This is a genomic window from Desulfosporosinus hippei DSM 8344, assembly GCF_900100785.1.
Classification (GTDB): Bacteria; Bacillota; Desulfitobacteriia; order Desulfitobacteriales; family Desulfitobacteriaceae; genus Desulfosporosinus; species Desulfosporosinus hippei.
Map to the genome: position 1 here is coordinate 1 of NZ_FNCP01000018.1, position 16914 is coordinate 16914.

15 protein-coding genes are annotated in these 16914 nt (G+C 38.0%); 3 read left to right on the plus strand and 12 right to left on the minus strand.

Going from position 1 to position 16914, the window contains the following annotated elements:
* The first annotated feature begins 786 nt into the window (after positions 1-786).
* The 3 genes from BLS16_RS14880 (at position 787) to BLS16_RS14890 (ending at position 3446) form a co-directional block, all read left to right on the plus strand.
* On the plus strand, positions 787-1086 hold the full coding sequence (locus tag BLS16_RS14880) for a hypothetical protein (protein WP_092334481.1): 300 nt from the start codon (positions 787-789) through the stop codon (positions 1084-1086).
* Complete coding sequence (locus tag BLS16_RS14885) at positions 1055-2995, plus strand: hypothetical protein (RefSeq protein ID WP_092334482.1); 1941 nt, start codon at positions 1055-1057, stop codon at positions 2993-2995. The genes BLS16_RS14880 and BLS16_RS14885 overlap by 32 nt, the downstream gene beginning before the upstream one ends.
* Before the next feature lie 115 nt (positions 2996-3110).
* Positions 3111-3446 carry a hypothetical protein gene (locus BLS16_RS14890; protein ID WP_092334483.1) on the plus strand — a complete coding sequence of 112 codons (336 nt, stop codon included), beginning with the start codon at positions 3111-3113 and terminating at the stop codon, positions 3444-3446.
* Positions 3447-3922: 476 nt separating this feature from the next.
* Here BLS16_RS14890 and BLS16_RS14895 read toward each other — a convergent pair whose 3' ends face one another.
* The 12 genes from BLS16_RS14895 to pssD form a co-directional block, all read right to left on the minus strand.
* Complete coding sequence (locus BLS16_RS14895) at positions 3923-4969, minus strand: SDR family NAD(P)-dependent oxidoreductase (protein ID WP_092334484.1); 1047 nt, start codon at positions 4967-4969, stop codon at positions 3923-3925.
* A gap of 39 nt (positions 4970-5008) precedes the next feature.
* Positions 5009-6400 (minus strand): UDP-glucose dehydrogenase family protein, encoded by a 1392-nt coding sequence (locus BLS16_RS14900; protein WP_092334485.1) that lies wholly within the window; start codon positions 6398-6400, stop codon positions 5009-5011.
* Positions 6401-6663: 263 nt separating this feature from the next.
* Positions 6664-8121: a lipopolysaccharide biosynthesis protein gene (locus tag BLS16_RS14905; RefSeq protein ID WP_092334486.1), complete on the minus strand. Its 1458-nt coding sequence runs from the start codon at positions 8119-8121 to the stop codon at positions 6664-6666.
* Complete coding sequence (locus BLS16_RS14910; protein WP_092334487.1) at positions 8118-8423, minus strand: hypothetical protein; 306 nt, start codon at positions 8421-8423, stop codon at positions 8118-8120. Before BLS16_RS14910 ends, BLS16_RS14905 begins: the two co-directional genes overlap by 4 nt.
* Positions 8424-8851: 428 nt before the next feature.
* Positions 8852-9673, minus strand: a complete 822-nt coding sequence (locus BLS16_RS14915; RefSeq protein ID WP_242876304.1) for an ATP-grasp fold amidoligase family protein — start codon at positions 9671-9673, stop codon at positions 8852-8854.
* Between the two features lie 289 nt (positions 9674-9962).
* Positions 9963-11183 carry an O-antigen ligase family protein gene (locus BLS16_RS14920; RefSeq protein ID WP_092334488.1) on the minus strand — a complete coding sequence of 407 codons (1221 nt, stop codon included), beginning with the start codon at positions 11181-11183 and terminating at the stop codon, positions 9963-9965.
* Positions 11184-11199: 16 nt separating this feature from the next.
* Positions 11200-12246 carry a glycosyltransferase gene (locus BLS16_RS14925; RefSeq protein WP_092334489.1) on the minus strand — a complete coding sequence of 349 codons (1047 nt, stop codon included), beginning with the start codon at positions 12244-12246 and terminating at the stop codon, positions 11200-11202.
* The gene (locus BLS16_RS14930; protein WP_092334490.1) at positions 12243-13361 is read right to left on the minus strand and encodes a glycosyltransferase family 1 protein; all 1119 of its coding nucleotides are present in this window, start codon (positions 13359-13361) and stop codon (positions 12243-12245) included. The genes BLS16_RS14925 and BLS16_RS14930 overlap by 4 nt, the downstream gene beginning before the upstream one ends.
* 83 nt (positions 13362-13444) lie before the next feature.
* Complete coding sequence (locus BLS16_RS14935) at positions 13445-14440, minus strand: glycosyltransferase family 2 protein (protein WP_092334491.1); 996 nt, start codon at positions 14438-14440, stop codon at positions 13445-13447.
* Positions 14441-14635: 195 nt separating this feature from the next.
* Positions 14636-15757, minus strand: coding sequence for a polysaccharide pyruvyl transferase family protein (locus tag BLS16_RS14940; RefSeq protein WP_092334492.1), 1122 nt, complete (start codon positions 15755-15757; stop codon positions 14636-14638).
* Between the two features lie 5 nt (positions 15758-15762).
* A complete protein-coding gene (locus BLS16_RS14945; RefSeq protein WP_092334493.1) occupies positions 15763-16269 on the minus strand; it encodes a glycosyltransferase in 507 nt (168 codons plus the stop codon).
* 33 nt (positions 16270-16302) lie between these two features.
* A complete protein-coding gene (pssD, locus tag BLS16_RS14950) occupies positions 16303-16752 on the minus strand; it encodes a PssD/Cps14F family polysaccharide biosynthesis glycosyltransferase (RefSeq protein WP_092334494.1) in 450 nt (149 codons plus the stop codon).
* Between the last annotated feature and the right edge of the window lie 162 nt (positions 16753-16914).

The following is a 16914-nucleotide window of genomic DNA, read 5'->3' on the forward strand; positions in this document are numbered from 1 at the left end:
TCTTCTTGTTTAATTCCTTGCTGTTTTCGAATTTCTTCTAATCTATTTTTCAAAATTACATCCCTTTCTTTAATTGTGGAAAGCATGCTTTACATCAAGATAACACCTATTTATTTTTATGTCAAGCTAACTTTCCATAAAACCAAAAAATAATAATAGGGCTTTTTTGTAATTAACTATCAATACATAATCCATAGTTTTCCCTAAGAAAATCCGCGCATGGAGGCGCGGCGTCATTGCGTACGGTTTCGTATTAATGATTTTTTGCTAAAACTATGTTAAAAATCTGCTAATTTACCGGAGGCCCCGCTATTTTCATGCTAATTTTCTGATAAAAAGGGTGCTAAAATCAAAATTCCACTCTAAAACTGAACCCCTCATCCTTTAGGTTAACGGGTTCCGTTAAGAGGTTCAAAATCTAGAAAAGCAATCAAATTCACACCAGAAAAAGAGGCTAAATTGTGATTTCACAATAGCCTCTTTTTCTTATATACAAAGGTTTCAGACCGCTTTTCCTTATCTAGATTACTTGAAATCACGTATAAAATCACATTAACACTAACTTCATTAACTAATTAGTTAAGGGTGTGATTATTGGTGTGAATTTATGCGTGGATTTAGATGCGATTTTGTCTAGAAGTCACGTTAAATGGCAAGAATATAGGGGCAAAACCGAATTATCTTTCGAGATTTATAGATGTGATTTATAATGATTGTAAAAAATAATTTACCAAATTCATTATACCCTAGCTTAGCCCCCAAGAAAATAGGGAGGAGTGGAATATTTTGAAACCAATCAAACCCAAATACAAAGGCACTGTTAAAGTAGACTGGAGATTATCAAAGCGTAGCAAAGAGATTATCACTCAATACTCCAATTACACTCATTATGATGAAAGTGAAATTATTGAAAAGATTCTCGATGAAATCTTAGAGGATGAAGACTTCGTTAAGTGGCTAAAACACAGACGATATCAAAAGAAAACAAACACCATTATATTTGGTGAAGTGGTCGCGAATGAGCTAGAGGCTCTGGGGAATGAGGTTGAATTGGATGACTCAATTAAAGAAACTTTCAACTCCTGAAGTATTGGGTATTCAAACCCAAGGAGCCTTTTCTGAAGAACTTGATAAAATTAGGAATAAGGAATATACGTCATTATCTAATATCGAATTTGAAAAGAAATATCGTCATTTACTATTTAGTGCAGGAATCCTTGATTTGAACGGGAAACAATATTCCATTCAACTGAACTATTGTGCGAATCCTTTCTGTAAATGGTACGGACAATCCCAAAAAAGATATGAATCTAAAAACAAACCTTCTCGGTATAAATTAACTCAACGAAGAGATGAGCCTGTCATCGAATGTAATGAGATTTTAGCGGATACCACTTACGGTCTAGTCTTGCCTCATAAAACAAACACGATTTCGAATTGGTCGATTGCAGAAGAAGTCAAACGACTCGTATCAATCAATTCAGTTTCGATAATAGATAAAGATTACACTTTTCATAAAGATGACTGTCCTATGGCATTCGAAACCCCATTTTCAAATCGAAAGGCTTTTTACACCAGGGGGAAAAGCCCAGGAAAGGCAGTTCGTTACCAATGTAAACAATGTCGTAAATTGACCAATGTTCTTCCTAATCAGGAAGAGAACTTTGGTTATCGCCAAAAGAGAAATGACATTCTAATTCAATTAACCAAAGACTTGTTAAGCCGAACTCCCGTAAAAAGAACGTGTGAAAAGCTTGAAATAGGAGCTTCAACCTACTATCACAAGCTGGAATGGATTTACAGTAAGTGTATCGAATTTCTTGAACGGCACGAAACTACACCATTAAGGGATAAATCGTTTAAGGAACTTTGGTTAAATACAGATGAATTTGTTTACATTCTTAACAATATCCGTCAAAAAGGAATGAGAAAACATCCTGGGGATGAATCTATAGATAAACAATTCCCTACACATATGATAGCCAGTGCAGATTTGAAAACAGGCTATGTCTTTCGAGCAGATATTGACTACGATTTCAATGTGACCCTAGATGGCATTGAGGAAGATACGCAAAAATACCACTGTGACCATACGTATAGTTTTTTAAGAAAGAATGAACGTTTAAGGTATCCGTTTTGTCCTCAACGCCCAACTCCGTCTGATAGACAGTCTGAATTAGAATATATGGCAGAACTGCATGATTTTGAGCTTAGAAAGAACTATGTTGAGGGTTCACATACAAAACGTACATATACCGCCATTGCTCATTTTTGGCTTCTCAAGCAGATGCTTGACGTAAAAGAATGGTTCTTTGTCTCAGATAACGATGCAACACTGGAGAGTGCCGTTTTTAGAGTGTTTTCCGATGTCTTCTTATCGGGATACGGGAACTATTTTACCTGTCAGAATGATAAAACCTTAAGCTTACAAGATTCAGGTGCAGAATTCTTTAAAGCGAGAAGAACATTAAGCCGATGGGGTAACCTTCATGGCCTTTGGGAGGAATCTATGGAATCACTCGCTCTTAAAAAGCTTCAAGAGGAACTTAAGCATCATCAATTTTATGAATATCAAACAAATAGTAGCCAACAGTTTCCTGTTCGAGGAAAAAATACAATTAAACATCCCCTCCCTTATAAAGACGAAGGGATTCGCTGGGTTAATGTTATTTCAGACTTAACCCGAATCTCATCCGACGAAATGGCAAAACTCATCTTTCAGGTCAATAGCCGAGCGATTAACAATTTCTATCAGACCCTAAGAAGACGACTTTCGATTCTAGAGCGTCCCCTTGTAACAGCAAGAGGAGACGGGAAAAGCTACATCTATGCGAACTATAACCCTAAGTATGCTCAGTATGTGACTACGATTCTGAGAACATTTTATAACTTCTGTTGGGCAACCAAACTTAATGGTGAACTGGCAACCCCTGCACAACGATTGGGAATTGCAGATAGAAAGTATACTTACAGAGACATAATATATTTCCATTAGAACCATTAAAACAGGAATTTCCATTTTCCTATGGTATAATATGTATATCAACAAATAAGCTGTAACGCATTCGTAGGATTTAGCGTAACAATAAAAGATTAAGGGGTGAGAAAATATGAATGACCGTAACAACCTTTCTCACGTCAAGTTTTTCGGTATTGGCATTCCTGAAGAGGGAGAATTGGCAACGATAGATAATGAGGAAGAAGTAAAGAGGTTAATTAGGTCTGTTAAACCTGTAGAATTAGCCGAGATGGGAGAGGGAGTAAATCCTAATGGAAACAAAATTGTTTTGTATTTGTTAGATGGTAATAGAACCGAAATTACTGCCTATGGACAAAATAAGGTTCAAATTGCTCAAATAATAAACCATGTTTCTTATCCACAAATTTTTATTCAACTAGAATTAAGGGCTTTGTTGGACAACCTTTCCAAATCTCAATCATCATAATCTCGTTTTAAATTGTTTTGGAATAATGTTACGCGTTTTTCGTAAAATGTGCAGTAAGCTATTGTGATGTTAACAAAAAGTTTTAAACCAATGAGATTAGCAAAAGAGGAAGACCGACGGTCTTCCTCTTTAAGTTCCTGGACATTTTTGATTAGAATTTAGATACTGTGATTACCAATGAGAAAGTTGATGTGAAATCAAATGAGATTTTCTGTTTTGAACCTCTTAACGGAACCCGTTACCTTTAGGTTAAGGGGTTCAGTTTTAGAGTGGAGAATACAAAAAATCGCACCAAGAATTGCAGGGAATTATCAGAAATTTAGCATTGTCAGGATTTTAGCAGAAAAATAGAAATGCTCATTTCACCTTTAGGCCAAATGGGGTTTCTCCGAGTCAGGGGCTTCATGGCTTAACACATAATAACTCCATAGTTGCTCAAATTGAACTATTTTGCAACCTATCTCAATTGAGATTTACTATTTCACCTTATAATATTCCACATACCAATCCGCAAATTTTTGCAGCCCCTCTTCAATGCTGGTGCTGGGTTTAAAATCGAAATCCCTGACAAGAGGGGAACTATCGCTGTAGGTGGCCTTGACATCCCCCGGCTGCATGGGAAGGAATTCTTTCTCTGCGACAACCTCTCTGCCGACTGCTTTACTCAAGGCTTTTTCCAAAGCAGCTATATAATCCATCAATTGCTCCGGTTGATTATTACCGATATTGTACACGGCATATTGTAGGCCATTTAAGATGCTGTCTTCATCGACTTTCTTAGCCGGCGGGTTAAATAATATCCTAGCTACAGCTTCGACGATATCATCAATATAAGTAAAGTCTCTATAGCAGTCTCCAAAGTTAAAGACCTGGATCTTCTCCCCGTTAAATATCTTCTGAGTAAAACCAAAGTAGGCCATATCCGGCCTCCCCATAGGACCGTAGACCGTAAAAAACCGCAGACCTGTGGAAGGGATACCGAACAATTGACTATAAGTGTGGGCCATTAATTCATTTGATTTCTTGGTAGCAGCGTATAGAGAGACGGGATTATCCACCTTATCCTCTGTGGAAAAGGGAACTTTCGTGTTGGCACCATAGACTGAACTGGAGGATGCATAGACTAAGTGTTCGACAGGGTTGTGACGGCAGGCCTCTAAGATATTATAGAATCCGATCATGTTGCTCTGAATGTATGAATCCGGATTCTCAATGGAATAACGAACCCCCGCCTGAGCTGCCAGGTTCACCGCAATCTGAGGCTTAAACTCTGCAAAGACTTTCATCACAGTTTCCTTATCTGAGATATCCCCTTGGATGAAGGTATAGCCTTCCCGTCCCTCCAACTGCTTCAGCCGGCTCTCTTTTAAATTAACATCATAGTAATCGTTCAGATTATCAATAGCGACCACCTGACACCCTAGATCCAAGAGTTTTCGGGATAGGAAATAGCCAATGAATCCTGCCCCGCCGGTGATTAAATAGGTTTTACTCGGATCTAATTCCCTATATCCTTCAATCATGATTAGTTAATTCTCCTTTAATCTAGCAATAACTCCTGATTACTTCCTGCCGACGGAATAATATTCTACACCGTTATCTCTCATCTCATTGACAGCATAGATATTTCTGCCATCATAGACAAGGGGTGTGCGCATTAGTCTCTTATATGTTTCCGGCATGACCGCTTTGATTTCTCCCCATTCGGTAAAAATGAAGCAAACGTTAGCACCATCTAATGCTTCTTCGGCACTCATTACATACCGGATACTCCCCTTGCCATTTTTCCTTTCCGGGTCTAAGCCTGCCTCGGGATATTTTTTTCTAAAGTTTTCTATACCTACAGGATCATAAGCATAAATATCTGCACCTTGAGCTAATAGTAGGGGGATGTTATCTAAGGATGGAGCCTCTCTTAAATCATCCGTCCCGGGCTTAAAGGTTAACCCCAGTACAGCCACTTTTAAGCCGTTAAAAGTAATAAGTCTCTGACAAGCCTTCTTATATAAGAGAATCTTTTGATCCTTATTCACATTAATGGCTGCCTTAACAGTCCGCAGCTCATAACCATGGAGAGTCGCCAAATACTCCAACGCCTTTGTATCTTTTGGGAAGCAGCTGCCACCATATCCTATACCGGCATTCAAGAATTTGCTGCCGATTCGACTGTCATAGCCCATCCCTCTGGCCACGTCTTCAATATCCGCACCCACCAGTTCACAAAGATTGGCCAGATCATTCATATAGGATATCTTTAAGGCCAGAAAATCATTGGCAGCGTATTTTATCATCTCTGCCGAACGTCTGGAAACGGATACAATCGGCAGACCGAAGGGTTCATAAATTGCCATCAGGGTATCCTCTGCTTCTATACTGTTAGTGCCAATGATGATTCTTGCCGCCTCCAGGGTATCCCTCACTGCTGTGCCTTGAGCTAAAAACTCAGGATTGGACGCCACTTCTACCTTCACGTCATTGACAAGAAAATCTTGGATAAATTGCTCCACTTTGTCATTGGTACCGACTGGAACTGTGGATTTAACCACGACAAGGCAGTTCTTTTCTATGGTTTCGGCTATTTGTCTGGCCACAGTTGCGATGTAAGTTAAGTCCGCGGAACCGTCCGGCTGCTCGGGGGTTCCAACGCCAATGAATATGGCATCTGCATTTTTGTATGCAGATATGTAATCCGTGGTGTAAGTCAGTCTGTCTCTATTTAGATACATCAATTCCTCTAAATCTTGCTCGTAGATCGGAGAAATACCGTCTTGCATGATTGTTATTTTTCTCTCATCAATGTCGACACAAGTCACGTTGTGACCTCGATGGGCCATGCAGACCCCTGAAACTAAGCCAACATAGCCTGTGCCGGCTACGGCGATGTTAAGGGGGCGGGAAGTGGTTAGGGGCGTTTGAGATTTTTGGGATAGAGTTTTAAAGATTATATTGCGCATAATTGTTCTCCTTTTAGTACTGATTTGGTCTTTAAGAAACTGTGTCGAATTTCCCAAGAAAACAAAGGTTCCAGGAACCTTTGCATAACGGTGACCATTTGGAGCCGTTGCGCGCGAGTACAAGGACTTTCACCTTACCAGACAGTAACCGAACTTGCTTGGCGTACCACAAGCTAAACAATAAATGGTGATAATTTGTTATCAGGCACGGGGTTTCGTTTTCCCTCAGTCACGTTTTGTATTAGTATGGATGTGTTACTTCTTTATATATCCCTTTTAATAATCCCCCTTAAGGACTTTATATCATTTGCCGCGAAAGCAAACATTGTCACAGCATAAACTAAAACACAGATTGCCATTGATGCAAAGCTCCATAACATCGAACTCGATATTTGTTTTAATAGAAGTGCCACACAGAACATTATTAAAGCACATATTATGGGCATAATAATGTTTTTTAATGTTTTTAGTACTGGAAAACCCATTACAAAGTGCATTATAATAAAACCGACTATAACTCCTTGAAACCTTATTAGGGAGCGTGCATAAACCAACGCCCAAAACCCATAATTTAAGCTAATTAAACAAGTTGGAACCAAAAAGGATAAATGCAGTATTTGAGCTACAAATGATAATTTGGGCTTACCTTTTGAACGATATACTTCACTATTGAAATTTGAGAATATGATCATTATTGCTGATGTTAATGCCCATACTCCGATGATATCACTAGCTTCAATCCATTGTTCACCAAGAAGAATCCTAGTTGCTACGTCCCTATATAAAAACAGCCCCACTCCCAATGGGAAAACCAAATACGCAACTAATCTCTGAACTTTGTACAACATTGCTTTAAAGGCCGCTTCATCATTTTGCAACCTTGATAAGGATGAAAAGAGTATCGGCATCACCGAAGCTGTCACAAGTGCCATAAGTGAACTTACCATTGCCGTTGAAGTTTTATACAGTCCAAGATAATACCCATTTAGAGCACTTCCGATAATAAACGCATCCACCCACATCGTAAGCCAAATTGAGATAGCTTCAATCAACGACCATATACTGAATGACAGCATCTCTTTTAATATACTTAACCTATAAAACAATGAAGGTTTCCACTTAGATTTAATTGTCAGTATAGTCGTATTTGAGAGTTGTGCGAAGATCGTACCAATGATCAGCGCCCAATAGCTTAATCCTAAGAGGGCAAGCGGTATTGTTATAAAAAACGGTATAAAAATTGCAACCACTCTAACTAAAAAAAGAGTTTTAAAGTCAAAATCTCTTCTATAAAGTGCCATCTGTATACTAGAAAATGACGTTAGCGGTAGCTGAATACAGGCTATTACAATAACATTAGCTAATCCTTGATTCCCTACCAGGGTAGCAATTGATTTGGAAAATATTGCACTTATTCCCCAAAGAATGAGTGATATGAAAAAGTTTGTCCAAAAAGCTACATTAGTGTTCTTAAACTTTTCATCTTCATCTTTAAACTCACGTTGAACCAAATACTTCTGAAAACCCGCATCAGTAAACATATCTGCAAAGCTAATAAGCATAGTTACCGTAGCCACTACCCCAAAGGCTTCAGGTACGAGAATTCTGGCCAAGACCATCGTGGTGATTGGGCTGACAATTTTTGCAGCTATTTCAGTTATGAATGACCATTTTGCCGCGTTCACTACTTTATTTTGAAGGTTGTATTTTTCCGCACTCATTTTTCACCTTGTAAGCCGGCCAATACTAACTCTCTATGTGCTTCACATTCAATAGGGTTTTGTATTGCAGGTAATTGCTTTGTATTATACTTTCGATTCAATAGCATCCCACTTAATAATCTCCGATCTATCCGTGATAACCATTTACCAAATCCAGAGAATTTTCTTAAATATACTTGTGTTTTCTCTTTTGCGAATTTCCGGTACCGCTGTTCAACAAAGCCGTCCTGTAATATTTCGTTGGAACGCTGATGGAATGCCGTTGTTATATCTTCTGCTACTTGGCCCTCGTCTAGACGCACACCATTTTCCTACTTTCATTATTGGGATATAGTCTATATGAAATCCTTCATTAAGGCTCACATTTACTAACAAACTAGTCATCCAAAACTCGCTCTCTAAATGAGCAAATAAAAAGTTTGCACTCTTCTCGACTATCTTTCTGCAGATCTTTTGCAAATATAGAGATGGATAGCGATAATGTTCCTTACTCCATAATACAGAACGATTACATAATCGCATTTTGCTTTTAGGCTCTGAACATAGTCTAAGCTTTCCAGTGGATCAAATGAGTAGCTCCAGGAGAAATTGCAGTTGCTATGGAAAATTCATGTTCTACACAGGCTCAATAATTTGATTATTTATCGCTATATCTCAGACTTAATTACCTATCAAAATAAACAAGTACAAGTCAATCATAAATTGTCCGAAATAATACAATAAGACGGCATTACAATGGCAATCTAATCCATTCGCCTAGTGCGTAATCAAACTCTTCAGGAGTAAACTCTTCAAATCCATTGCCAGGATAAAATGTCAGTTCTCCGAAATAAAGTACTCCATTTACTTCATAAAAATCCACTCTCAAAAAGGGTATATCTTTGGACAGTTGTTTCGAAAACTCAATCATTTTAGTAAAATTCTTTGGCTTCTCGATTATCGTTCCACTTCTCGGATAATGCCTCTCGAACGACATCGGATTCCAGTCCATATCATAAAAGTCCACGTTTAATCCCGCCGGAGAATTTCTATTCAAGCAAACAAACGAACATTTTGGTTCACCGTTAAAACACATAAACTTAAAGTCATTAAGCTCAGCATAGTTTTCGTTGACTATATATTGTTCACAAATAATGTGGGGTTTTACGTTTTTGTAGGGCCACTCTCTACCATGATAGAAATAGTTTCGCTTGAGACATCTGTTTATCTTACTTCTAGCTGCCTCTTTGTCAAATTTTCTTTTATTTTTACAAATCACCAAGCCCCCTGAATCATGGGTGCACTTTAGAACAAACTGATTAGGGAGATTTTCAAAATCTATTTCGTCAAAACTATCATAAGCTCCAAGTATGGGGATTAAACATTCCTCTCCCAGGATATGACCTATATATTTTCTCACTGCTAACTTGTCCACTAACGTTGTATACAGAGGATTTCGATCGTAAATTTTTAACCACTGAAGCTTTTCGTTAAAAGTTTTAGGATTCAGTATATTCAACTTTTTCCCCATTCTCGCCCGATACACTAAGGATAGAAAAGTCTTGTCCGACATCCTATCTAACAACCCATTATCTCCAAGATAGCTAAAAATTTTATAAGGATTTGATTTCAATCTTTTAAATCGTTGCATAATAGTCAAAACATCATCCCCGTTTTTTATTATAACTCTCGTATTCTCAGATCTACTTGACTCATAGGAACCTGCATGACTTAATTTGTCCTTTTTTAATGTAGATTAGTTTATTCCCATTTTCTCGCTCTCAGATAAAGTATCTAAATAATACAATTCTGATGTAAAAAATGTTGATGTTTTGTGTTTGATAAAGTGTAGAATATGTTTGTTATACCTTCTTACATTTTTTATGATTATGAACCAATGCAAAGAATAACACAGTCAAGAGAAGATATTTTCTTGAATAATAAGTTACACTACCAAAGTCAATTAATAGTACAGAACATGCTAATAAAAATGATATTATAAGTTCTTTTGAAGGATTTCTTAGTTTAAAGAACATTGAAATTAACGGAATTGTATATAGATAATATAGAATTAGTCCAACTACACCACCTGAGACTAGCATTTCAAGATAATTAATTTCTGTTACATTTGCATATGTATTCTTGAACATACCTAGTCCTTTTCCTAATATAGGGTTATTCCCAAACTCTTCTATGCCATATTCGGCATATCGAGCACGTGCGTTGATTGAACCCTCGTATATTTGTGAACCAAGCAAATATTGGATTATTGCTTCCAACCGCTCCCCTGCAATATTATATAAAACTGGAATTTCAATAACCAAATAATAACAAGTTAGAACTGCTAGCACCGACAAGATTCCTATTTTTACTTTTTTATTCGAATACATTAGCATCATTAAGAACATAAAATATAAGGTCAGTAGCATAATTCCTTTTCTGGAACCTGTCAATATAATCCCATTAGCCATAGCTAATGCCAACAACAAATATAAGTGTTTACGGTCTTTGATAAAATAATATAAAGAAAGCATAAATCCTACAGCACACACCATCGCAAGTCCGTTATTTGCCATGGCAACTGGTTCCCCCAAAAAAATAAAACTAATGGAATCTTCCCCATAGGCATGGGCCAGACGACCTTCGAACAAAGTATCTTTCAAAATATATAACACTATTACCAATGAGGTGAAAGATGACCATATATATGTTTTAAAAAGACGTTCTGTATCATTGCTAATTATTATAAAATTATAGAATAAAAATAATATCACAAAATTTAAAATTACACTCTGCAATGATTCCCATGTGATATTTGCAAAAATGGCCACTCCTGATACCCATAAAAACAGATGATACGCTATAAAAGGTACATATAGAATGAAATATATACTTAAGTGTATTTTTCCATATGATAAGATAACGAGCAAGCAAATTATTATATTCGCTCCTAGAACCAGATCGGAGTATATATTATGTTCACTGATATTACCTAGCAACAAAAACAGAAAAAACAGATACCACATAATGTCCAATAAATTTAATCTTTTTACTTTTATCATAACTTTATCAGATGGTTTCACTTAAAATCCCTCTATCTTATATAATAGTTTCCCACTCACTAACTATTTTACCAACCGCCAAATTCCGTCTCATATTTGTACCATTCTTAGACATAAATTCCGCCTTCTCTGGGTTTTGAATGACGTATTTTATTGCTTCATACAGGGCCTGAGCATCTCCCACCGGAACCAATATTCCGTTCACGTAGGAATCAATCATCATTCTAGCCCCACCACAAGGGCAGTCTGTAACAATGCATGGAAGTCCAAGGGCCATAGCCTCTATCATAGAATTTGAAAGACCTTCGTAATCCGATGAAGAGACAAACATTGCGCAATCTACTATCTTTTCATGGATATCGATAATGCTTCCATGAAGAGAAATGCAGTCCTGTAAGCTTTTTTTTAAAATATAGGTTTCAATCCTATTCTTTTCACTACCATCTCCATACAGAGACAACTTATATTCCGGATAATCTTTGTGAACTAACGCAAAAGCATCAATAAGTAGCGGAAGATTTTTTTGTTTTTCCAAACGGCAAAAACTTACAATCTCATAATTCCGTTTACCTTGCCACCGCACCGGTAAATCTTCTTTAATTGGATTAGGAATTACAACAGTTCTATTCTGTATGAACTGCGGAAAATACGCTTTTGCATCCGGCGTTTGACATACCAGGCAATCTGCTTTTCTATATAAAAGATTTCTTAGCTGTTTTAATCCAGGTTTACCACCTTTTCTTGCCGGATCATTTCTTTCTGAAATAATGATGTGCAATTTCATACCAAGTGTAGCTATCAACACTTTCATATTTATGTGATATTCAAAAGCTACTATTACATCTGGCTTTTCAATTAGAATATGTTTCCTAATTAGTTTGATGGTTTGCAATTTGGATGCGGTGCCATCCAATTCTGTAACATGAATCGCCTCATGCACATAATAGTTCTTTTCACATTTATTCATGGCAAAAACGCTCACAGTATATTCCTGTGTTTGTGCCAACCTATTAGCAATCATAGTAAGCACTCTCTCGGCACCACCACCGCCGAGCCGATTGCTGATAAACACAATCTTCTTCATTTATTTTCTCCGTGCTCAACTGCATTAATATATATTTCATTTAAAAACTTGACATTTTCATCAATGTCAAATGATGCAGCTTTCAACTCCCTGCAGGCTGTATCCGACAGAGCCGTACGATCTGCTCCAACATTTGTCGCAAGAATTGCGTCAACCCATACGTCTACCCCTCTGTCTATTGGAAGGAACAGCACTTGATTTGTTACCTTACATTCTCTAGTAATAGTGTCCGAAATCAGACATGGCAAACCAGAAATCTGCCATTCAAGCACCACATTGGGCAACCCCTCAAACAGCGAAGGGAGCGCCATGATGTCCATCGCTTGTAGCATCTCATGGACATTGGTAATTCGACCTGTGAAAACAACAACATTTTCAATATCGAGCGATGAAGCCTGCTTCTCAAGAGACTCTCGCATAGCACCGCCACCCATGATATACAGCACGCTCTTAGGCTGACACTTATGCACTTTGGCAAACACATCCACTAGGAACGGAAGATTCTTCTGGTCGTTCAGATTGCCAACATAGCCGATAACCAGCTTGTTTCCCATCCGAAATGTTTTTCTGATATTCTCTCGTACATGGATATCGAAATGAAATCGTTGCAAATCTTTACCGTTATGAATAACGGTAAACGGTTTGTCACCAAAAAGCCACTTGCCTGCATCCTTACCACAGGCGATAGCGTGCGTATAGCTGTGATCAAACATTGGACGCATAAATTTATGTAGTTTAGGATTTTCACTGCGGGTGTTTCTGCTATGGGCAATTCTCATAGGAACACCGGCCAACTTTGCAATCACCAACTCAACGACAAGCAAGCTACTACTACCGTGGACATGAACAACGTCATATTTTTCTTTTTTTAACAGCCTGAAAAGCACTACAAGATACTTCGGCAGTTCTTTTTTTCTGTCTGGAGAGATAATCACATTGCAACCAAGAGTCCGAAATTCCTCTATGATGTCATGTGCATTGTTGTGTACGGCAAGAATATCTACTTGAACGTCGGTTCTATCTATCCTTTTCATGAATTCTAACTGTGTAGAAGTTATCCCTTCTCTGCGAAGTCCACCGGTTAGAATATTTAAAACTTTGACTTTAGTAGCCAACTAAATTACCTCATCTATCTGTCATATTGTATTTGCAACTTATCAATTATTTCTAGGCCAATGTTGGGGGCTACTTCACAAGTTCAGTTTTCTACATCAACATGATACAAATATCTTCTCAACAACATCAGTTGCGGCATCATTCTGGGGCACACCATCATAATCATAGCACGAATTCTTTCTTTCGCGGATGTTGGAACCCTGAGTGAAAATAAAGCCTGTGTTCTAGTTACATGCAAACATTTTTTATACATTTCTGGATATCTTTTCTCAACCGACGCAAGAACCATGAGATCATATACATCGGAGTGAGTACGCCAATTGGCATACTTCCACGCATTATTTAGTTTTGAAGTTTTTATAATAAAATCATTTTTTATAACTTCTATCGCCATCAATCCGTTTATCCAGTTATCCATAGAAAACTTTGTAGTTACACTAGTCGGATTATCCTTACGATAGTAATATATTCTTCTATGCCCCACTCCCACAATATTAGCCCGTTGAAAAGCGGCGGTGTTAAAGTTAAAGCCTTCTCCAATGATAAGATTCGGTAAAAATCTAATCTTATCGCCAATAAAACTTCTCTTAAACATTTTATTATTCGCACCTACCGGGATATTGTAACAAAGAATTTCAGCTGCTGCCTTTTCAGCAGAATAAACCTCCATTTTATCTTTTTTTATTTGATTCAGATTATAATTGCTAAACATTTCTGTTGTTAACGAAACGTCTGCGTCATTGCGAACTGCCAGATCCAATAAGTATTCAACATAGTCAGGCATAAGGTAATCGTCACCATCAACGAAGCATATATAGTCGCCTGAGGCGGCGTTTATTCCTGCATTTCTGGCAGAACTAACTCCAGCATTCTTTTGATGGATTACCTTAATTCGCTTGTCCTTGGCCGCATATTCATCACAAATCCTTCCGGAGTGATCTGGCGAACCATCGTCTACCAAAATAATTTCAATATTATAATAGGTCTGATTAATGATCGTTTCGATACACTTGCCAAGAAATTTACCAACATTGTATATCGGAATAATCACAGACACTTTAACTTCACTATTCTCCATTTTATCAGCATTCCTTTCTGCTAAGCTGCAATTCAATTAGTTCGTTAGGACGGAGAAAAGTCCACCCGCAGATAGTACGGATACATCAAACATATTAGCAACGCACAACGGAGCAATTAAGATATCGGGCATTGTAAATACATATCCTTATGTACGTCAAAGGATCTACTCAAATCAGAGAAGCCATAGATGTCTTTATCCCTGTATACAATGTGATATTTCCTGTCTCAGATATTCATAAGTATGCTTGCGCCCTGTCCGAATGATGGAATCTGTCTCTTCGTACTTAATAGGCGATGCAAGCATCTGTGAAAGGCTCTCCATATCACAAATAATACGGTCACTCAAGTGGAGGCGCTCCAACAAATCTGTCAGCTTTTCAGCATTTCCATAGCCTCCCCTGCGAACCAGGGACACAAATTTCTGATGCGTAATAACTGATATGATTGTACCGTGGAATGTATCAGTTATAATAGCCTCTGCATGCTGAAAATAGACAATGACCTGGAACGGAGAACAGTCAATAAACTTATCGCAGCAATCTTGTACGCCACCAATACAGAAGATTTTCCACCCTTTCTGCTTTGCGTATGCTCTGATTGCTTTACACTCTTCTATACTGAATCTTCCCGAGTAGCCATATAAGATCATATATTTGGACTCCGGAACTTTTGAAGGAATAACATTGCACTTTCCAATGAAGTCATATGCCAATACCGGATCAAGATTATAATGCGGCTCCTGACCGGTCAAACCCTTAACCACAGCTCCGCTGTTAGCATCACGCACAGAAATAGCATTAAACTTACTGAGATATTCAGTAACCCTGTCCCTCACTTTATACTGCTCCAGATGCTGCAATGTGGTATTGCCAAAGGATGCAGCATAACTAATCAACTTCTTAGCATGATTGCTGATTCCAAACAATTCTGGAGAAAAGCCCACATTCGGATTATTCTGAACGCAATTAAACACCTCGTCGCTACCGACTACCAACAAGTCCAGTTCCGGGGCATAATTCATTGTTTTGTTAATTCCAAGATAAGGGTAATAATTTGCTGCATAATTCTTTTTATACATAATAAAGCGAATTTTCTCTTTCAGTGGCGCGTCGTTTCTAAAGACTTCAAGCACCTTAGATATCTTACGGGACAACCCTCTGCCGCTCTCTGCTATAACCAAGCATTCTCCTGGATGATAGTCCACAAACTCAACATTGCAGCCTAAATCCTCCAGTATCTTTTTTAAGCCGTATGCCTGCAAAAATGAGCCGTAGTTAAAAATACGCTGCATTGACAAGATTCCAACTTTGCTCATTACTTTTATTTCCTCTCTTTAAGAAGCTCATCTACGATACCTTCAAACTTTTCATTGAACAAAGCGTTATTGCTCTCCAAAGCAGCTGGCATAGCTTTAACAATAGCGTTATAGTTCAAAATAGTCTTTTCAAGTTCGTTCATATCTTCCACGACAATAATGTTACCTTGCCGCTCAGCTACAGCCTTGGAAAAATCCGCCTGATGATTATTGACATGCTCATCAAACTGCTTCTGGCGAGGCACAACAACAGGGATTTTTCCAACTTGTAGCGGCATAATAAAACTGGAAGGGCCACCATGCGTAATAACAATCCGGGCACTAGCTACATTCTTGACCATTTCTTGATAAGGAAACAACTTACTCCACGTGCAGTATTTTGGCTCGTAGGTACTAAATCCCGTCTGGATAATAACTTCCTCTTTAATAAGACCTTTCTCTTTAAGCTCATCAACAAACTTGACCAGTCGGTTGAACGGCTGCTCATGCGTTCCAACTGTAACAAATATCATTTCTGCACCCCCTTGTTGACAACAGAACCCAGATCAGAAGATACTACCAAGATTGACCGCCTTCGGATAAATCCTCTTCATCTCTTCCCACTCAACTACAAACTTATCAACGATGGGATATACCATTTTGCCCGTCATTGTGGGCTTGTCAATTCGATCAAACACCTCGACATAAATCAGCTTTGCTCCAATGAGTTTGCCGAGATAGAAAAAAGGGACTGCGACTGCGGCACCAGATGAAATAATCAAATCGGGCTTTTCTTCTTTTAGAATTTTGATTGCCTGCTTCGTATTAATAATCAATGCTTTTAAGCTACGATTTGTAGGATAATAGCAAGAATACACTTTTTCTCCGTCCAAAAGGCTTCTTGCGTCTTCCTTATCAAATGTAACCCAAAAGCGCTCTTTATCCTTCCAAAAGGGTTTCAACATATATAGATGAGTTAAATGACCTCCAGAGGAACCAACGAAACAAATCTTCATAAACCTCAGCCCCTTAATCTCTTCATATCCCCTTTAATACATTGAAATAATTGCGGAAGCTCATTAATATTTGGTATTCGATGGAGCTTAAGAGTCATTTTGTGTAGCAAGTGTTAAAAACTTAATAAAAGCACATCTCCACAATTACCTCTATATAGTAAT